Origin of the sequence: Streptomyces ureilyticus (genome assembly GCF_011045025.1) — a bacterium.
GTDB classification, from domain to species: Bacteria; Actinomycetota; Actinomycetes; order Streptomycetales; family Streptomycetaceae; genus Streptomyces; species Streptomyces ureilyticus.
This window is the reverse complement of sequence record NZ_JAAKZX010000189.1, coordinates 1-18,177: the sequence shown is the minus strand read 5'-3', so window position 1 is coordinate 18,177 and position 18,177 is coordinate 1. Positions and strand designations below refer to the sequence as shown.

General features: G+C 69.6%; 15 protein-coding genes and 1 pseudogene. 6 read left to right on the top strand and 10 right to left on the bottom strand.

The features are described from left to right. Positions 1-329: pseudogene (locus G6048_RS48920) on the bottom strand (hypothetical protein); the annotation flags it as partial. Positions 330-517: 188 nt separating this feature from the next. Here G6048_RS48920 and G6048_RS37640 point away from each other — a divergent pair. Further along, the gene (locus G6048_RS37640; RefSeq protein ID WP_165344085.1) at positions 518-1,720 is read left to right on the top strand and encodes an amino acid deaminase/aldolase; all 1,203 of its coding nucleotides are present in this window, start codon (positions 518-520) and stop codon (positions 1,718-1,720) included. A gap of 54 nt (positions 1,721-1,774) precedes the next feature. Here G6048_RS37640 and G6048_RS37635 read toward each other — a convergent pair whose 3' ends face one another. Genes G6048_RS37635 through G6048_RS37620 form a run of 4 tightly spaced genes read right to left on the bottom strand, consistent with a single transcriptional unit; the run spans position 1,775 to position 6,294 of the window. Beyond that, positions 1,775-2,710 (bottom strand): DUF2510 domain-containing protein, encoded by a 936-nt coding sequence (locus tag G6048_RS37635; protein WP_165344088.1) that lies wholly within the window; start codon positions 2,708-2,710, stop codon positions 1,775-1,777. Positions 2,711-2,758: 48 nt separating this feature from the next. After that, positions 2,759-3,541, bottom strand: coding sequence for a 3-oxoacyl-ACP reductase (locus G6048_RS37630; protein WP_165344084.1), 783 nt, complete (start codon positions 3,539-3,541; stop codon positions 2,759-2,761). After that, positions 3,538-4,917, bottom strand: coding sequence for an aldehyde dehydrogenase family protein (locus tag G6048_RS37625; protein WP_165344083.1), 1,380 nt, complete (start codon positions 4,915-4,917; stop codon positions 3,538-3,540). The genes G6048_RS37630 and G6048_RS37625 overlap by 4 nt, the downstream gene beginning before the upstream one ends. A 12-nt stretch (positions 4,918-4,929) precedes the next feature. Next, positions 4,930-6,294, bottom strand: a complete 1,365-nt coding sequence (locus G6048_RS37620; protein WP_165344082.1) for a glutamine synthetase family protein — start codon at positions 6,292-6,294, stop codon at positions 4,930-4,932. A 76-nt stretch (positions 6,295-6,370) separates the two neighbouring features. Here G6048_RS37620 and G6048_RS37615 point away from each other — a divergent pair, with 76 nt between their 5' ends. From G6048_RS37615 to G6048_RS37605, 3 genes are all read left to right on the top strand, one after another. After that, a complete protein-coding gene (locus G6048_RS37615; RefSeq protein ID WP_165344081.1) occupies positions 6,371-7,117 on the top strand; it encodes a FadR/GntR family transcriptional regulator in 747 nt (248 codons plus the stop codon). Between the two features lie 183 nt (positions 7,118-7,300). Further along, positions 7,301-8,746 carry an ethanolamine permease gene (eat, locus tag G6048_RS37610; protein ID WP_165344080.1) on the top strand — a complete coding sequence of 482 codons (1,446 nt, stop codon included), beginning with the start codon at positions 7,301-7,303 and terminating at the stop codon, positions 8,744-8,746. 25 nt (positions 8,747-8,771) lie between these two features. Then, complete coding sequence (locus G6048_RS37605; RefSeq protein WP_206342612.1) at positions 8,772-9,455, top strand: gamma-glutamyl-gamma-aminobutyrate hydrolase family protein; 684 nt, start codon at positions 8,772-8,774, stop codon at positions 9,453-9,455. A 61-nt stretch (positions 9,456-9,516) separates the two neighbouring features. Here G6048_RS37605 and G6048_RS37600 read toward each other — a convergent pair whose 3' ends face one another. The 5 genes from G6048_RS37600 to G6048_RS37580 all read right to left on the bottom strand — a co-directional run bounded on the left by G6048_RS37600 (position 9,517) and on the right by G6048_RS37580 (position 15,893). Next, positions 9,517-10,452: a LysR family transcriptional regulator gene (locus G6048_RS37600; RefSeq protein WP_165344079.1), complete on the bottom strand. Its 936-nt coding sequence runs from the start codon at positions 10,450-10,452 to the stop codon at positions 9,517-9,519. A gap of 148 nt (positions 10,453-10,600) precedes the next feature. After that, entirely contained in the window at positions 10,601-11,323 is a 723-nt protein-coding gene (locus tag G6048_RS37595; RefSeq protein ID WP_328828139.1) for a helical backbone metal receptor, read from the bottom strand. A gap of 20 nt (positions 11,324-11,343) precedes the next feature. Further along, entirely contained in the window at positions 11,344-11,907 is a 564-nt protein-coding gene (locus tag G6048_RS37590) for a helix-turn-helix domain-containing protein (protein WP_165344078.1), read from the bottom strand. A gap of 292 nt (positions 11,908-12,199) precedes the next feature. Then, positions 12,200-14,812: an ABC transporter permease/substrate binding protein gene (locus G6048_RS37585; protein WP_165344077.1), complete on the bottom strand. Its 2,613-nt coding sequence runs from the start codon at positions 14,810-14,812 to the stop codon at positions 12,200-12,202. Next, complete coding sequence (locus G6048_RS37580; protein WP_165344076.1) at positions 14,805-15,893, bottom strand: quaternary amine ABC transporter ATP-binding protein; 1,089 nt, start codon at positions 15,891-15,893, stop codon at positions 14,805-14,807. The genes G6048_RS37585 and G6048_RS37580 overlap by 8 nt, the downstream gene beginning before the upstream one ends. A gap of 279 nt (positions 15,894-16,172) precedes the next feature. Here G6048_RS37580 and G6048_RS37575 point away from each other — a divergent pair, with 279 nt between their 5' ends. Together G6048_RS37575 and G6048_RS37570 are read left to right on the top strand one after the other, a co-directional pair. Further along, complete coding sequence (locus tag G6048_RS37575; RefSeq protein WP_235990877.1) at positions 16,173-17,120, top strand: 5'-3' exonuclease; 948 nt, start codon at positions 16,173-16,175, stop codon at positions 17,118-17,120. 185 nt (positions 17,121-17,305) lie between these two features. Then, the gene (locus G6048_RS37570) at positions 17,306-18,154 is read left to right on the top strand and encodes a siderophore-interacting protein (RefSeq protein ID WP_165344074.1); all 849 of its coding nucleotides are present in this window, start codon (positions 17,306-17,308) and stop codon (positions 18,152-18,154) included. Positions 18,155-18,177 lie beyond the last annotated feature (23 nt).

The window sequence follows — 18,177 nt, the reverse complement described above, 5'->3', positions numbered from 1 at the left end:
GCGCGCATCTCCCCAAGTGGTTCGCATGGGCGACCGCAGCGGGCTCCCTTGCCCTCGCCGTCGGCATCGGCCTGGCGCTCGCGGTCGTCGTCGCCCTCGAAGGTTCCGCGACTGTCCTCGTCGAGGCCACGTGGCCGAGACGGCCCACCTGGAGCGGCACTCCCGGGCAGCGCCCCCGCGATACCCGGCCTCCGCGGCGCGGTGTCGGGGTCGCGTCTCGGCAGCGGGCCCGTCGTTTCGGCGGCGGTCTCGGAGGGTTGGTCCTCGGCCCCGCTCGGCGGATTCGGCGGGCGCGGAGGGACGGGGGTGCGACGCGCTTCCGTGCTCAATGCACCCCCCGTTTCCTCGTGCTCGGGCAACCGGCCCGCCAAAGGAACTCCTCCGGACTGTTCCCTTCCTGCGTCCGCGTCACTCTACGGGCTGACACTGTGCGAGTGGGAACCAGTACGCGGGCCCGCGGCATCTGCCCGGAACGTCCCCCTACCCTGCGGTAATCACGTCTGGCAGGCTTCGTGGCATGACTGGCCGCAGCGCAGACCGGGCCCGCTACGACCGGGCCACCGCCCATCTCGACGCCCCCCTCGCGATCGTGGATCTGGAGGCCTTCGACGCCAACGCGGAGGATCTGACACGAAGGGCGGCCGGCAAGCCGATACGCGTCGCGAGCAAATCCGTACGCTGCCGGGCCCTTCTCGAACGCGTCCTGGCCCGGGACGGCTTCGCCGGGATCATGTCGTTCACGCTGGACGAATCGCTGTGGCTGGCCCGCTCCGGATTCGAGGACGTACTGCTCGCCTACCCGTCCGCGGACCGCAAGGCGTACGCGGAACTGGCGGGCGACCCCAAACTCGCCGCCTCCGTCACCGTCATGATCGACGACCCGGCCCAGCTGAAGCTGATCGACGACGCCCGGGACGGCGGACGCGAAGTGGTGCGCGTCTGCCTGGAGTTGGACACCTCGCTGAAGCTGCTCGGCGGACGGGTACGCGTCGGCGCCCGCCGTTCGCCACTGCACTCCCCCGCACAGGTCGCCGAGATGGCCCGCGCGGTAGCCCGGCGGCCCGGCTTCCGGCTGGTGGGGATCATGGCGTACGAGGGGCATATCGCCGGTGTCGGCGACGCCCTGCGCGGACGGCCGCTGCGGTCGCGCGCCATCCGGCTGATGCAGGCCGCCGCCCGCAGGGAACTGGCCCAGCGGCGCGCCGAGGTGGTGCGCGCGGCACGGGCCGTGACGCCGGACCTCGAGTTCGTCAACGGCGGCGGCACGGGCAGCGTCCAGCACACCGCCGCCGAGGACTCCGTCACCGAGATCGCGGCCGGATCGGGGCTCTATGTCCCGCGTCTCTTCGACAACTACACCTCGTTCAGCGGGCGTCCGGCCGCGCTCTTCGCCCAGCCCGTCGTCCGCCGGCCGGGCCTGGGCGTCGTGACCGTCCTCGGCGGCGGCTACCCGGCCTCGGGTGCGGCGGGAGCCGACCGGCTGCCCGAGCCGTACCTCCCCGAGGGGCTGCGGTACGACCCTCAGGAGGGAGCCGGCGAGGTGCAGACCCCGCTGCTCGGCTCCCCCGCCGACGATCTGCTGATCGGCGACAAGGTGTGGTTCCGGCACGCCAAGGCCGGTGAACTGTGCGAGCGGTTCGAGGCGCTGCACCTGGTGGAGGGCGACACAGTGACGGCGACAGTCCCGACGTATCGAGGCGAAGGTCACACCTTCCTGTAGCCGTACCAGCCATCGGCCGTAGCTGTAGACGTACCAGCCCTCGGCCGTACGCGGCTACCGCGTGGGCCCGACGCTGCTGCCCACCCCTCCGCTCGTGTCCCCGTCACCCACCGGCCGGATCCCCTTGGTGATCTTGTCCATGTCGGTGAGCGGCGGCGCGTCCTCCCCGGCGTCGATCACGTACCGCACCATGACCGGTGCCCCGGAGCCGACGCTGGACGCGAACGCCAGCGACTGGACGTACCCCCCGGGCCCTTTCTCGGTCTTGACCCGCCAGCGTACGAAGTACCCGGTGCGGCCCGCGACCGCGACCGGTCCCTGCTTGACCAGCTTCTTGGACGTGATGCCGCCGTAGAGCCTGCGGTCGAGCTGGTCGCGGTCGTAGGCCTGGTCCGCCGCCTCCGAGATGTCGGCCTTGGCGAGCGCCTCGGGGGACTTCTCGTCGTTCGCGGTCACCGTGCGCGAGATGACCTTGCCGTGACGGCACTGTCCGTCGTCGCCCGGGCAGGTGTAGGTGTCGGGCGTGACCATCACGACGTAGTCCTCGGCGACGAACTCGGGTCTGACCCAGCCGTCGAGAAGCGGAAAGGTGATGCCGTTGAGCTCGTCCACGACCGTGAGGGGGTCGTCGGCCGACGGTTCGGAGGTGGACTCCGAGGGCGTGGGCGACGGCGGGTCGCTCGCGGGCGCGGAGGACTCGGGCGCCGGGGTGGTGTTCGCCTCCGGGGAGCCGTCGTCCCGGTTCAGGACGACGGCTCCGATGACGATCGCGGCGACCAGCACGGCTGCCGCGGCGATCATGGCGATGACCTTCGCACGGCCGGCGCCGCCGCCGGGGCCACCGGGCTCGGGGGCGAACCCGGGCTGCGCCAAGGGCTGCTGGGGCACCGTCTCGGGGGCGCGCATGTGCTCGGTCCACCTGGTCCCGTCCCACCAGCGCTCGACATGCGGCGCCGAGGGGTCGGGGTACCAGCCGGGCGGGGGCGTCATGCTCATTCCCGCACTGTAAGCGCCCCTCCACCGTCAGTGCACGGCCCTCTACAGAGGCGTGACGTAGGCGCCCGAAATCCCGCCGTCCACGAGGAAGTCGGTCGCGTTCACGAACGAGGAGTCGTCGCTGGCCAGGAAGGCGACCGCCGCGGCCATCTCCTCGGCTTCCGCGAACCGCCCGACCGGGATGTGCACGAGACGGCGCGCGGCCCGCTCCGGGTCCTTGGCGAACAGCTCCTGGAGGAGCGGGGTGTTGACCGGCCCCGGGCACAGGGCGTTGACGCGGATGCCCTCGCGGGCGAACTGCACCCCCAGTTCGCGGGACATGGCTAGGACGCCGCCCTTGGAGGCGGTGTACGAGATCTGGGAGGTCGCCGCGCCCATCCGGGCCACGAACGACGCCGTGTTGATGATGGAACCCTTGCCCTGGCGCCGCATGTAGGGAATCGCGGCCTTGCAACACAGGTACACGGAGGTGAGGTTGACCTCCTGGACCCGCTTCCACGCCTCCAGTCCCGTCTCCAGGATGGAGTCGTCGTCCGGCGGCGAGATCCCCGCGTTGTTGAAGGCGATATCGACCGAGCCGTAGGTGTCGTACGCGGTCTTGAACAGCGCCTCCACCTGCTCGGGGTCGGTGACGTCGACCTTCACGAAGATCCCGCCCACCTCCTCGGCGGCCCCCTTGCCGCGCTGCTCGTCCACGTCGCCGCAGACGACATGGGCGCCCTCGGAGGCGAGGCGGCGCGCGGTGGCGAGGCCGATGCCGCTGCCGGCACCGGTGATGACGGCGGTGCGGCCGACAAGGCGGCGGCAGATGCTCTCTTCGGTCACTGTGCGGGACCCTCCGTGCTGATGAAGACGTTCTTGGTCTCGGTGAAGGCGGTGAGCGCGTCCGGGCCGAGTTCACGGCCGAGCCCGGACTGCTTGTAGCCGCCGAACGGGGTCCAGTAGCGGACGCTGGCATGGGAGTTGACGGACAGGTTCCCGGCGCGTACGGCCTGGGACACGCGCAGCGCCCGGCCGACGTCCCGGGTCCAGATGGAGCCGGAGAGTCCGTACTCGGTGGCGTTGGCGAGCCGGATCGCGTCCGCCTCGTCCTCGAAGGGCAGCACGACGGCGACCGGTCCGAAGACCTCCTCGACGGCCACGCGCGCGTGCGGCTCGATTCCGGTCAGGACGGTGGGCGGGAACCAGAAGCCGGGGCCTTCGGGGGCGGTGCCGCGGATGCCTTGCAGATCGTCGGTGACGTACGAACGTACGCGTTCCAGCTGAGCCTTGGAGATCAGTGGGCCCATCGCGGTCTTCTCGTCGGCCGGGTCGCCGACGAGGACGGACTCGACGGCGGGGGCGAGGAGTTCGAGGAAGCGGTCGTACGCCGCGCGCTGGACGAGGACGCGGGTGCGGGCGCAGCAGTCCTGGCCGGAGTTGTCGAGGAAGGACATGGGGGTGGCCGCGGCGGCGGCTTCGATGTCGGAGTCGGCGAAGACGATGTTGGGGCTCTTGCCGCCGAGTTCGAGGGTGACGGGCTTCAGGAGCGCCGAGCCCTTTGCCAACACCTGTTTGCCCACGGGCGTTGATCCCGTGAAGACGATCTTCGCCACTCCGGGATGCTCGACGAGCGCGTTGCCCGCGACGGAACCCACGCCCGGGAGTACCTGGAACAACCCCTCGGGAAGCCCGGCCTCCAGGGCGAGTTCGGCCAGCCGCAGCGCCGTCAGCGGGGTCGTCTCGGCGGGCTTGAGGATGACGGCGTTGCCCGCCGCGAGCGCCGGAGCGGTGCCCCAGGCCGCGATGGGCATCGGGAAGTTCCAGGGCGCGATCACACCGACGACACCGAGGGGTTCGAGGATCGTGACGTCGAGCCCGCCGGCGACGGGGATCTGCCGCCCGGTCAGCCGCTCCACTCCCCCGGCCGCGTAGTCGAGCAGATCGCGTACGTTGCCGGCTTCCCAGCGGGCGTTGCCGATGGTGTGCCCGGCCTCCCGCACCTCCAACTGGGCGAGTTCCTCGAGGTGTTCGTCGACGGTGACGGCGAAGCGGCGCAGCAGCCGGGCCCGCTCGCCCGGCGCGAGGGCGGCCCACCCGGACTGCGCCTGCGCCGCCCGTACGACGGCGGAGTCGACGTCCTCGGCGCCGGCGGCCGGGACGGTGGCGATGACCTCCTCCGTCGCCGGATTGAGGACCTGGAGCTGATGCTCGTACGACACGGACGGACCTTTCTACATGCGTTCGAAGGAGCGGCGCAGCTCCCAGTCGGTCACCGCGGCGTCGAAGGCCTGGAGTTCGACGCGGGCCATGTTGCGGTAGTGGGCGACGACCTCGTCCCCGAAGGCGGCCTTGGCGATGGGGCTGGTCTCCCAGAGCTCGGCGGCCTCGTGCAGGGTGGTGGGGACGTGCTCGTACTCGCCGGTGTACGCGTTCCCCGCGCACGCCTCCGGCAGCTCCAGTTTCTGCTCGATGCCGTACAGACCGGCCGCGACGAGTCCCGCGACGGCCAGGTACGGATTGACGTCGCCGCCGGGCAGCCGGTTCTCGAAGCGCATCGAGCGGCCGTGGCCGACCACACGCAGGGAGCAGGTGCGGTTGTCGTAGCCCCAGGCGGCGGCGGTCGGTGCGAAGGAGCCGGGCTGGAATCTCTTGTACGAGTTGATGTTGGGCGCGTACAGCAGGGAGAAGTCCCTGAGTGCGGCCAGTTGTCCGGCGAGGAAGTGCCGCATCACGTCGGACATGCCGCCGGGCCCGTCGCCGGCCATGGCGTTGCGGCCGTCCTTGTCGGCGAGCGAGAGGTGGATGTGACAGGAGTTGCCCTCGCGCTCGTTGTACTTGGCCATGAAGGTGAGCGAGACGCCCTCCTGGGAGGCGATCTCCTTGGCGCCGGTCTTGTAGATGGCGTGCTGATCGCAGGTGACCAGGGCCTCGTCGTACTTGAACGCGATCTCGTGCTGCCCGGGATTGCACTCGCCCTTGGCGGACTCGACGATCAGCCCCGCGGCCTGCATCTCATTGCGGATACGACGCAGCAGAGGCTCAATACGGCCCGTACCGAGCACCGAATAGTCGATGTTGTACTGGTTCGCCGGGGTCAGCCCCCGATAATTGGCGTCCCAGGCCTGCTCGTACGTGTCCTTGAAGACGATGAACTCCAGCTCGGTGCCGACTTGCGCGGTGTAGCCGTATTCGGCCAGGCGTTCCAGCTGGCGGCGGAGTATCTGGCGGGGCGCGGCGACGACGGGCGAGTCGTTGTTCCAGGCGAGGTCGGCGATGAGCATGGCCGTACCGGCGTTCCACGGGACCTTGCGCAACGTGCTGAGATCCGGACGCATGGCGAAGTCGCCGTAGCCGCGGTCCCAGGAGGACATCTCGTACCCGTCGACCGTGTTCATCTCGGTGTCGACCGCGAGGAGGTAATTGCAGCCCTCCGTACCGTGCTGGAGGACATCGTCGAGGAAGAAGCGCGCGGCGAACCGCTTGCCTTGGAGCCGCCCTTGCATGTCCGGGAAGGCCAGGACGACAGTGTCGATCTCGCCGCTCGCGACGAGAGCGTGCAGCTCCTCCACGCTGAGTGGTGGTGTGCGGTGGGCCACGGAAAGGCCTCCTTCGGTCAGCCGAGAGCCATAAGGTATTGCCGAGAACCATTGCTTGGGAAGGGGGCACGGCGAGATGACGCAGCCGGATGCGCACGGCGAGAACGGCCGGCCGGGCGATCAGCTGGCACCCGTCCTGCGGCCGGTCCGCGCGGGCAACGGCTTCGAGGAGGCACTGGAGCAGATCCTCCAGGTGGTACGGCTCGGCCTGGTGCCCGGTGGTGAACGGCTGCCCGCCGAGCGGGAGTTGGCGGACCGGCTCGGGATCAGCCGGGTGACGCTGCGCGAGGTGCTGAAGGTGCTTCAGGACCAGGGTCTGGTGGAGTCGCGGCGCGGGCGGTACGGCGGCACGTTCGTCCGGCCCAGGACCGAGGCGCCCGGTGAGGCCGAGTTGCGCCGCCGGGTCGAGGGCGTGGACATCGAGGACGTACTGCGCTTCCGCGAGGTCCTGGAGGTGGGCGCGGCCGGCCTCTGCGCGGCCCACGGCCTGTCCGCCGACCAGTCGGCGCGCCTGCGCGAGGCCCTCGCCCGCACACGCGACGCGCCCCTGGCGGACTACCGGCGCCTCGACACACTCCTCCACCTCACGCTCGCCGAACTATGTGGTTCGCCGACCCTCACCGCCCAGTACGCGGCCGTACGCGCAACCGTGAACGACCTGCTGGACTGCATCCCGCTCCTGGTGCGGAACCTGGAGCACTCGCAGCAGCAGCACACCGCCCTGGTGGAGGCCGTGCTCGACGGGGACGCCGACGGGGCGCGGGAGATGATGCGCGAGCACTGTGAGGGAACCGCCGCCCTGCTGCGCGGCTTCCTCGCGTGACGTGCCGCGGCTTCCACGCGAGACGCGATTAACGGGCACGTAACGCACGCCTCTTGCTTTCTGACCCCGTGGCCCGCAAAGGTATGGATCCGTTCCATTGCGCTTCGCTGTGCCGCCGGGGGCCCCTTGTGTGCCTCGGGCCCCTTTCACCCGAGCGTCCACCGCCCTTTGGGGAGTCCGCCCATGTCCATCGATTCCACCAAGCCACCCGCCGCCCCGGAGGGGGACGACTATCTGGAGCGCAGGAGCCTGCGCCGGGGCAGCGCCGGCTGGCTGCTGCTCACCGGACTGGGCGTCGCGTACGTCGTCTCCGGCGACTACTCCGGCTGGAACTTCGGACTCGCCGAGGGCGGCTTCGGCGGCCTAGCGATCGCCATGGTCCTCATGGGCCTGATGTACACCTGCATGGTCTTCGCGCTCGCCGAGCTGTCCTCCATCCTGCCCACGGCGGGCGGCGGCTACGGCTTCGCGCGCCGGGCGCTCGGCCCCTGGGGCGGCTTCCTGACCGGCACGGCGATCCTCATCGAGTACGTCCTCGCGCCCGCCGCCATCTCCATCTTCATCGGCGACTACGTCGAGTCGCTGGGCCTGTTCGGGCTCACCTCCGGCTGGCCGGTGTACCTGGCCTGCTTCGTGATCTTCATCGGCATCCATCTGTGGGGCGTCGGCGAGGCGCTGCGCTTCAGCTTCGTCGTCACGGGGATCGCGGTGCTGGCGCTGCTGGTGTTCGCGGTCGGCGCGTTCCCGGACTTCGACGCCTCGAACCTCGACGACATCCCGGTGGACGAGAGTGCCTTCGGGGCCAGTTCCTGGCTTCCCCTGGGCCTGCTGGGCATCTGGGCCGCGTTCCCGTTCGGCATGTGGTTCTTCCTGGGGGTCGAGGGCGTGCCGCTCGCGGCCGAGGAGACCAAGGACCCGGCCCGTACGCTGCCGAAGGCCATCCGCTGGTCGATGGCCATCCTGGTCTTCCTGGCCCTGATCACCTTCTTCGCCGCCGCCGGGGCGCGAGGCTCGGACGCCATCCAGGGAGCGGGCAACCCACTCGTCGAGGCGCTCCAGCCCGACGGTGAGGCGACGACGCTGAGCCGGATCGTCAACTACGCGGGGCTCGCGGGCCTGGTCGCGTCGTTCTTCTCCCTGATCTACGCCGGCTCACGTCAGCTCTTCGCGCTCTCGCGGGCCGGCTACCTGCCCCGCTTCCTGTCCCTGACGAGCAGCCGCAAGGCCCCCTACCTGGGCCTGCTGGTGCCGGGCGCGATCGGCTTCGCGCTGGCCGCGGCCACGGGCAACGGCGCGCGCATGCTGAACGTGGCGGTCTTCGGCGCCACCATCTCGTACGCGTTGATGTCGCTCTCGCACATCGTGCTGCGCCGCCGCGAGCCGGACCTCGAGCGGCCGTACCGTACGCCGGGTGGTGTGCTGACGTCCTCGGTGGCGCTGGTGCTGGCGTGTTCCGCACTGGTGGCGACGTTCCTGGTGGACGTGACGGCGGCGGTCATCGCACTCGCGGTGTACGTGGTGGCGGTCGCCTACTTCGGCCTCTACAGCCGCAAGCACCTGGTGGCGAAGGCACCTGAGGAGGAATTCGCGGCGCTGGCGGCCGCCGAGGCAGAGTTGGAGCGGAACTGATCCAGGAGACCACGAGAAGGGGTTCATGGTGGGCGGCAGGCCACTGATCGGAGTCAGTACGTATCTGGAGTCGGCACGCTGGGGTGTGTGGGAGCTGGAGGCGGCGCTGCTGCCCGTCGGGTATCCGCGGCTGGTGCGGGACGCGGGCGGGCTGGCCGCGATGCTGCCGCCCGACGATCCCGCGCATGCCGCGGCAGTCGTCGCCCGGCTCGACGGGCTCGTGATCGCGGGGGGTCCGGACGTGGATCCGGCGCGGTACGGGGCCGCTCGTGAGCCTCGTACCGGGCCCGCGGCCGGTGAGCGGGACAGTTGGGAACTCGCCCTGATCGACGCCGCGCTCGCCTCCGGCACTCCGCTGCTGGGGATCTGCCGGGGGATGCAACTGCTGAACGTCGCCCTCGGGGGGACTCTCGTGCAGCACATCGAGGGGCATGCCGAGGTGGTGGGCGTCTTCGGCCGCCACACCGTGAAGCCGGTTCCCGGCTCTCTGTACGCCGGTCTGGTGCCCGAGGAGACCTCAGTCCCCACCTACCACCACCAGTCCGTGGACCACCTCGGTGCCGGTCTCACGGCTTCCGCGTATGCGGCGGACGGGACGGTGGAGGCGCTGGAACGCGCCGGTCTGGGCTGGGTGTTGGGGGTCCAGTGGCACCCGGAGATGGGCGACGACCTCCGGGTCATGCGCGGCCTTGTGCGAGCGGCCGCCTGAGCGAGGGGTTCCTTTCCCCACCAGCCAGGACGGACCGTCAGTCGACAACGAACCCAACCGCTCAACCGCCGGAGGCAACGGTCAACGACAAAAGATCCCGCGCCGGCCCCGCCGGCCGATGCCCCGCCGGCCACACCGCCCGAAGCGCCCGGCTGAGACGCACATCCGCCACAGGAACCGAGACGAGCCGGCGGGCCGACAACTCCTCGCCGAGCGCCAGCTCGCTCAGTACCGCCGGCCCCGCACCACTGACCACGGAGGCCTTCACCGCCGTAGTGGACGAAAGCTCGATCAACGGGCGGGCCAGCCCGCCGAGCGCCGCGTCCAGGACCTGACGCGTACCGGAACCCTTCTCCCGAAGAATCAGCGGCGTCGACGCCAGCTCCGCCGCGGCCAGCGGCCGACGCCGCCGCGCCCACGGATGCCCGGGCGCCGTCACCACGATCAGCCGGTCGTGGGCGATGACCGCCGAGTCGAGCCCGGTCGGCACGGACAACCCCTCCACGAAGCCGAGGTCCGCCTCGTCGGCGAGGAGCCGCTCGGCCACGACAGCGGAGTTCCCGGCGAGCAACGACACGGCCGTGTCCGGACGCTGGGCGCGCAGCGCGATCAGCCACCCCGGCAGCAGATACTCGGCGATCGTCATGCTCGCGGCGACGCGCAACCTCGAGTCACGCCGGTCCCGCAGCGCCTGCGCCCCGGCGTCGAAGGCCTCCGCCGCCTCCACGATCCGCTGCGCCCAGTCCGTCACCAGCGCACCGGCGTCCGTGAGCCGCGACCCGGTGGGCGAACGGTCCACCAGGGCCACCCCCAACTGCCGCTCCATCGACCGAATCCGGCTGCTGGCCGCCGGCTGCGTGATCCCCAGCTCCCGAGCCGCCCGCCCCAGACTCCCCAGCCGCGCCACAGCAAGCAGCAACTCCAACGCCCCGAGCTCGGGCACCCGCCGCCCAAGCCCTCCAGAGAACCCGGGAAACTCCTGTTCAGCCACGCCCATAAGCCCACTCTATGTGCAGGAGAAAAGCCACAACGCACCCGCACCCATCACTCGCACCCGACCATGAACCCAACCGAAGACGAACCCATCCGCCCCAACCGCCGGAGGCACTCCGCACCCGCTCAACCGCCGAACGAAACCGGCCTGCTCAACCGCCGAAGGAAACCGCCCTGCCGACCAGCAACGGCGCCTCCCCCAACGAAGGCCCATACCAGGTCAAATGCCGCCCACTGACGAGCGCACAGGCCCGCCCCGGAAACGCCTCAGGCCCGTCCTCGGCCGTGAACCGGTACGGCTCATCCGGCAGCAGCACGACATACTCCGCCGCCTCCGCGGACCTCAACTCCTCGATCGGCACCCGCGGATAGCGCTCCGCGTGCGTGGCGTACACGTTGTCCACGCCCAGCCGCGCCAGTACGTCACCCGCGAAGGTGTCCCGGCCGAGCACCATCCACGGCCGCCGCCAGATCGGCACAACGGCACGGCGGCGACGCGACGGCACCGGCAGGTCCGCCCACACCGCCTCCGCCTCGTCCAGCCACCGCGGCCGGGCCCGAACCCCACATGCCTCAAGCACCCGCTCCAGCTCACGAAACGCCTGAGGCACATCCCGCACCTCGGTCACCAGAACCTCGAGCCCTGCTTCCCGCAGGGCGGTCAGATCCGGCTCCCGGTTCTCCTCCTCGTTGGCGATCACGAGGTCGGGCGCGAGCCGTACGATCCGCTCGACGTCCGGGTTCTTCGTGCCCCCGATCCGTACGACATCGAGATCGGCGGGATGGCTGCACCAGTCCGTCGCCGCCGCCAGCACACCCGGCGCCGAGGCGGCCACCGCCTCCGTGAGGGACGGGACCAGGGACACCATCCTCACCGGCACACGACCCGCACCCCTCACCGCTGCGCGTCCTCCGCCGCCTCGATGTGGTCCGCGACCGCCACGACCAGCACACGGGTGTCCGGCACGGTCGCCCGCCACCGGTGCCGTACGCCACCGGTCATGTACAGCGTGTCGCCGCGCCCCAGCCGGTACGCGCGGCCTTCCGCCTCGACCTCGACGGCGCCATCCGCGACGTACATCAACTCGTCGTTGCGGTGCTGGAATTCGCGGCCCGCGTCGTGGTCGCCGCTGAACTCCATGGCGTGCAACTGATGGTGACCGCGCACCAGGGGGCGTACGAGGGGCTCGTGGGTGAACTCGGAGTCGTCGGAGCGCACGACGTCGACGCTGCGCGCCGGGTCGGCGGCGGCGAGGAGTTCGACGCAGGTCGTCCCGAGGGCGTCGGCGACGCGCTGCAGGGAGCGCATGCTGGGCCGGGCCCGCTCGTTCTCGACCTGGCTCAGGAACGGCACCGACAGTCCGCTGCGCTCGGCGACGACGGCGAGGGTGAGCTCCAGTGCCCGGCGCCGCCGCCGGACGGCCGCGCCCACCCGAAGGGCGTCTTTGTTGTCGTCCATCGCTTCGGCTCCCTCCTGTGCGTCGTCGGTGCGGGGTCGGGGCGGGCGGCTCGGTGACGGCCCGGTGCTCGTACGTCTCGTACCTCTCGTACGTCCGGAGTACTACATACGAGGAACGTACGAGCCAATGTCTCCCGATGTTTTGTTTGCACCCTACGCACGTTCGGCAAACCGTTTCACGCGGCCGTCACAAGGCCGTAAACAAAGGGGTGGGCTTTCGCCGCACCGGAACCACACGGTCCCCGCGGGCGAAGCCCACCCCTCAGCCGACTGCTGCCGCACTACCGCATCGCTACGGAGTCATCCGGCTCACCATGTCCGGGTGCTCCTTGAGCCACGCCTCGACGGCCTCCTCCTCGTTGCCCTGGCCGCGGTCCTTGATCTCGGCCTCCAGGGTGCCGAGTTCCTCCTCGCTCATCTTGAAGTTCTTGATCCACTTCGTGAGCTGCGGGTACTGGCCCGGGAACGCCTTGTTGGTGATCGTGCGGATCGTGTTCCCCTCGCCGAACAGCTTCTTCTCGTCCGACAGTTTGGTGAGCTCGTACTCGCTGTAGGCCCAGTGCGGGGACCACAGGACGGCGATGATCGGCTCCTTCTTGGCGTACGCGCGCTTCAGCTCGGCCAGCATCGCGGGCGTGGAGCCGTCGACGACCTCGTACTCCTTGTCCAGGCCGTAGCCGGGCAGAACGTCCTTCTTGAGCAGGTTCATCTCGCCGGTGCCCGGCTCGATGCCGATGATCTTGCCGCCGAAGGTGTCGGCCTTGCCCTTGAGGTCCGCCAGGGACTTCACGTCCTTCACGTACGAGGGCACGGCGAGTTCCAGCGAGGTCGGCCGGTACCAGGTGCCCAGGTCTCTCAGGTTTTTCTTGTACTTGTCCCAGTAGTTCGCCTGGGCGTACGGCAGCCACGCGTCGAAGTTGACGTCGATGTCACCGGTGGACAGGCCCGTGTAGACCGGGCCGACGTCCATCTGCTTGAGGTTCAGCGTGTAGCCGCGGCGGGCCAGGACGTTCTTCCACAGGTAGGTGACGGCGACGTTCTCGTCCCAGGGGAAGAAGGCGACGTCCACCGGTCGCTTCGCCTCCGCCAGGTCGCCGCCCGTTGAGTTCTCGACCGGGGCCAGCTTGTCGACGACGCCGGGGTTGGACTTCAGCCAGGCCTTCACGGCCTGCGGCTGCTTGCCGTCGCCCGCCTTGTTGATCTCCGCCTCGAGGCTGGTGAGCTGCTTCTCGGTCATCTTGAAGTTCTTGAGCCACTGGCCGACGACCGGGTTGTCCGCGGCGAAGCCCTTACGGGAGACCGTGTGCACGTCGTCGCCCTTGCCCCAGGCGCCCTTCGGGTCCTTGAGCTTCGTCAGCTTGTAGTCGTTGTACGCCCAGTGCGGCGACCACAGCGTGACGACGATGGGCTCCTTCTTGGCGTACGCGCGCTTCAGCTCGGCCAGCATGGCGGGCGTGGAGCTGTCGACGACCTTGTACTCCTTTTCGAGGCCGTACTCCCCCAGGACCTTGTCCTTGAGCAGGCCCATCATTCCGGCGCTGGACTCGATGCCGGTGATCTTGCCGCCGAACTCCGAGGCCTTGCCCTTGAGGTCCTCCAGGGAGTCGATGCCCTTCATGTAGGAGGGCACGCTCAGCTCCAGGGACGTCGGTCCGTACCAGGAGCCCAGGTCTTCGAGTTTCTTGCCGTACTTCTTCCAGTACTGCTCGTGGGTGGTCGGCAGCCAGGCGTCCGTCTGGAAGTCGATGTCGCCGGCGGCCAGCGAGGTGTACATCGGGCCGGCTTCGAGCTGCTTGGCCTCGACCTGGTAGCCGCGTTCCTCGAGGATCTCCTTCCAGAGGAAGGTGGAGGCGACGCCCTCGTCCCACGGGATGTAGCCGATGGTGATCTTCTTGCCCTGGCCGACGTTCGAGGAGCCGGCGGCGGTGGTCTCGGAGTTCGTACCGCCGAAGACGCCCATGCCGCCCGCGACCAGTGCGAGTACGACGACGCCGATCATGGCCACGGCGGGCCGGGGCCGGTAGGACCAGATCTTCAGGCCCTGCGCGGCGCGCAGCCGGGCGAGGGAGCGGCGGCCGAGCGGCGAGACCTGGGTGCCGAGCGAACTGGTCATACGGTCCAGGTAGATCGCCAGGATGACGATGGCGACTCCGGCTTCGGAGCCCAGGCCCACGTTCAGCTGGCCGAGGGCCTCGTTCACGTCGCCGCCAAGTCCGCCGGCGCCGACCATGCCCGCGATGGCGGCCATGGACAGGCCCAGCATGATGACCTGGTTGACGCCGGCCATGACCGTGGGAAGCGCCAGCGGCAGCTGAATGCGCAGCAGGGTGTTGCCGGGGGTGGTGCCGAACGCGTCGGCGGCCTCGACCAGTTCCTTGTCGACCTGACGGATGCCCAGCTCCGTCATGCGGACACCGGGCGCCAGCGCGAAGATCATGGTGGCCACGATGCCCGCGGGGGCGCCGGTGCCGAAGAACAGGATGGCCGGGATGAGGTAGATCATCGCGGGCAGCGTCTGCATGAAGTCGAGCACCGGCCGGACCAGGTTGCTCACCCGGTCGGAGCGCGCCGCCCAGATGCCCACGGGTACCGCGATGGCGAGCGCGATGATCGTCGCCACGAGGACCAGCGACAGGGTCACCATCGCGTTCTCCCACAGTTCGAGGGAGTCGATGAAGGCGAACCCGAGGAAGGTGAGGACACCGGCGGACGTGCCGCGCAGCCAGAAGGCGATCACGGCGAAGATGCCCGCGAGGAGGAGCGGCTCCGGGGCCTGGAGGACGGCGTTGATTCCGTCGTACGTGCCCTCGAAGACGGTCTTGAAGAAGTCGAAGAGCCACGCCATGTTGCTGAGCAGCCAGTCGACCGTGTCGTTGACCCAGTCGCCGAAGGGGATCCTAGGCACCGGTCTTCACCGCCTTGACAACCTTGTCACGCGGTGCGTCACAGGGCCTGGGCTCACCTTGTTCGTCACCCAGGAAGCCGATCAGGCGTTGCCGCGGTACGACTCCGACGAGTTTCTGCGTCTTGTCGAGCACCGCGACCGAATGCGGGACGCGGGCGCTGATCGCGCAGAGGTCCACGAAGGAGCTGTCGGGCCTCGCGGTCTCGCAGCCGCAGTCCGCCTCGTCACCCCGCAGGTTCGTGTCCATGACGGCGTCGGCCGTGAGGACGCGGGAGCGGTCGACGTCCTTGGTGAAGGAGGCGACGTAATCGCTTGCGGGGCGGACCAGGATGTCCTCGGCGGTGCCGATCTGCACGATGGCGCCGTCGCGCATCACGGCGATACGGTCGCCCAGGCGCATGGCCTCGTTGAGGTCGTGCGTGATGAAGACGATGGTCTTCTTGAGCTTCTTCTGGAGCTCGATCAGCTGATCCTGCATATCGCGGCGGATCAGCGGGTCGAGTGCGCTGAACGACTCGTCCATCAGGAGCAGGTCGGCGTCGGTGGCCAGCGCCCGGGCCAGTCCCACGCGCTGCTGCATACCGCCGGACAGCTCGTCGGGCCAGGACTTCTCCCAGCCGGCGAGACCACACATGGCGAGGGCGTCGGTGGCGCGCGTCTCGCGCTCGGCGCGCGGTACGCCCTGCACCTCCAGGCCGTATGCGGCGTTCTCGAGGACGCTGCGGTGCGGGAAGAGCGCGAAGTGCTGGAAGACCATGCTGATCTTCTTCGAGCGGACCTCGCGCAGCTCGCGGTCGCTCAGGGCGGTCAGGTCCTGGCCGTCGAAGAGTACTTGTCCCGCAGTGGGCTCCAGCAGTCCGTTGAGCATGCGCAGCAGCGTGGACTTGCCGGATCCGGACAGGCCCATGACCACGAAGGTCTGGCCCGGTTCGACCGTGAAGGACGCGTCGATCACCGCGGCGGTGGTGCCGTCGGCGCGCAGTGCCTCACGGTCACTTCCTTCGCGGAGTTGCTCGACCGCTTTCTCTGGTCGTCTGCCGAACACCTTGTAAAGGTGCTCGGCTTGCAGCCTTGATGACACTTGTACCTCTCAGGTCGAACGATGACGGCCCGCCTCCCCCGCCGACGGGCCGTGGAGCGACGCGGGGTCCGCCCGCATGGCCAGTCCCCTTCAACTCCCCATTTGTCAGGTGTGGTTGAAAATGGGACCGGCTTCGCTCCGGCTCGCACCTGCCCGGGGTTGTCTGGACCAAACGCAGGAGTGCTCCAGTTCACAGGCTGTTTACGTTTATCGAGTAGCGGTGTTCCACTTTGCCGACCGCCCCGCTCCGGACAGTGACTGTCAGTGGCGTACGGCATGATGCGTGGCGTGACGCAGCAGACGCAGACTTCTCGCCGGATCATGCTTCTCGACACCGCCTCGCTGTACTTCCGCGCCTATTTCGGAGTCCCGGATTCCGTGAAGGCCCCGGACGGCACACCGGTGAACGCGGTGCGGGGACTGCTCGAATTCATCGACCGCCTCGTACGGGACCGCCACCCGGACGATCTCGTGGCATGCATGGACGCGGACTGGCGGCCCCAGTGGCGCGTCGACCTGATCCCCTCCTACAAGGCGCACCGCGTCGCGGAGGAGCGCGAGACCGGCCCGGACGAGGAAGAGGTGCCCGACACTCTCTCGCCCCAGGTGCCGATCATCGAGGACGTCCTGGACGCGCTGGGCATCGCACGCGTGGGCGTCGCGGGTTACGAGGCGGACGATGTGATCGGCACGTTCACGGCCCGCGCCACCGGCCCGGTCGACATCATCACCGGCGACCGCGACCTGTTCCAACTGGTCGACGACAAGCGGCAGGTGAGGGTGCTGTATCCGCTCAAGGGCGTGGGCAACATGCAGCTCACGGACGAGGCCCTGCTGCGCGAGAAGTACGCGGTGGACGGTCCCGGGTATGCGGACCTGGCGCTGCTGCGCGGCGACCCGAGCGACGGCCTGCCGGGGGTGCCCGGCATCGGCGAGAAGACGGCCGCCAAGCTGCTGGCCGAGTTCGGCGACCTGGCCGGGATCATGGCGGCGGTCGACGACCCGAAGGCGAAGCTCACGCCCTCGCAGCGCAGACGCCTCGACGAGGCCCGGCCGTACGTGGCTGTCGCACCCAAGGTCATCAAGGTGGCCGACGACGCGCCCCTGCCGGTCGTGGACACGGCGCTGCCGAGCGCGCCGCGCGATCCGGCGGCCCTGGAGGAGCTGGCGGTGCGCTGGGGTCTGGGCGGCTCATTGCAGCGGCTGCTGGTGACGCTCGGATCGTGATCGGTGACGCCCCGCACTTCGCCCGTTCGGTCCGGCCCATCGCCTTTTCCAAGATCCGGGCCTTCGTCTTTTCCAAGATGTGGTCATCAACACCCCAAGCTTGGTCATCGACTTATGGAGCAAGAGGTGTTAACTAGGGGGAGGTGATAACTTAGGCAAGCCTTAGTAATGTTCGGGAGGCCGTCATGGCAGAGCGTCCGGCACGCAGGGTTCCGAAGCCCCACACCGCGCGGGTGATCCGCACGGAGCGGCTCACTCCGCATATGCAGCGCGTGGTTCTCGGCGGCGAAGGCCTCGCCGAATTCTCCGCGGGCAGCCGCACCGATCATTACGTCAAGCTGCTGTTCGGGGCGGAGGGCGTGACCTATCCGGAGCCCTTCGACATCGCCCGGATCCGCGAGGAGTTCCCGCGCGAGCAGTGGCCCGTGACGCGTACGTACACGGTGCGCGCCTGGGACCCGGAGCTGCGTGAGCTGACGCTCGACTTCGTCATCCATGGCGACGAGGGCCTGGCCGGGCCGTGGGCCACGCGGGTCAAGCAGGGCGAGCTCGTACGGTTCCTGGGTCCCGGCGGGGCGTACGCGCCCGATGCCGAGGCCGACTGGCATCTGCTGGCCGGGGACGAGAGCGCGCTGCCCGCGATCGCCGCCTCCCTGGAGGCGATGCCCGACGGCGCCAAGGTGTACGCCTTCGTCGAGGTCGAGGGCCCGGACGAGGAGCAGAAGATCGCCTCCGACGTGGAGGTCGTCTGGCTGCACCGCGGCGACCGCCCGATCGGCGAGGCCCTGGTCGAGGCCGTACGGGCGCTGGAGTTCCCGGAGGGCCGGGTATGCGCGTTCGTACACGGCGAGGCGGCCTTCGTGAAGGAGCTGCGCCGGCTGCTGCGTGTCGAGCACCAGATCCCGCGCGAGCACCTGTCCATCTCCGGCTACTGGCGCCTGGGCCACAACGAGGACGGCTGGCAGGCGGCGAAGAAGGACTGGAACGCACGGGTGGAGGCGGAGCAGGAGGCTGCGCCTGCCTCCGGCGGTTGAGCGGTTCGCCTACCGGGTGGGTG

What these genes read in the sequence shown, in the direction of transcription:
- G6048_RS37635 (WP_165344088.1), bottom strand. Translation starts at nt 2,710, where the DNA reads ATGACGCCCCCGCCCGGCTGGTACCCCGACCCCTCGGCGCCGCATGTC.
- G6048_RS37590 (WP_165344078.1), bottom strand. Translation starts at nt 11,907, where the DNA reads ATGGACGACAACAAAGACGCCCTTCGGGTGGGCGCGGCCGTCCGGCGG.
- G6048_RS37570 (WP_165344074.1), top strand. Translation starts at nt 17,306, where the DNA reads ATGGCAGAGCGTCCGGCACGCAGGGTTCCGAAGCCCCACACCGCGCGG.
- G6048_RS37615 (WP_165344081.1), top strand. Translation starts at nt 6,371, where the DNA reads ATGACGCAGCCGGATGCGCACGGCGAGAACGGCCGGCCGGGCGATCAG.
- G6048_RS37605 (WP_206342612.1), top strand. Translation starts at nt 8,772, where the DNA reads ATGGTGGGCGGCAGGCCACTGATCGGAGTCAGTACGTATCTGGAGTCG.
- G6048_RS37600 (WP_165344079.1), bottom strand. Translation starts at nt 10,452, where the DNA reads ATGGGCGTGGCTGAACAGGAGTTTCCCGGGTTCTCTGGAGGGCTTGGG.
- G6048_RS37640 (WP_165344085.1), top strand. Translation starts at nt 518, where the DNA reads ATGACTGGCCGCAGCGCAGACCGGGCCCGCTACGACCGGGCCACCGCC.
- G6048_RS37575 (WP_235990877.1), top strand. Translation starts at nt 16,173, where the DNA reads ATGCGTGGCGTGACGCAGCAGACGCAGACTTCTCGCCGGATCATGCTT.
- eat (WP_165344080.1), top strand. Translation starts at nt 7,301, where the DNA reads ATGTCCATCGATTCCACCAAGCCACCCGCCGCCCCGGAGGGGGACGAC.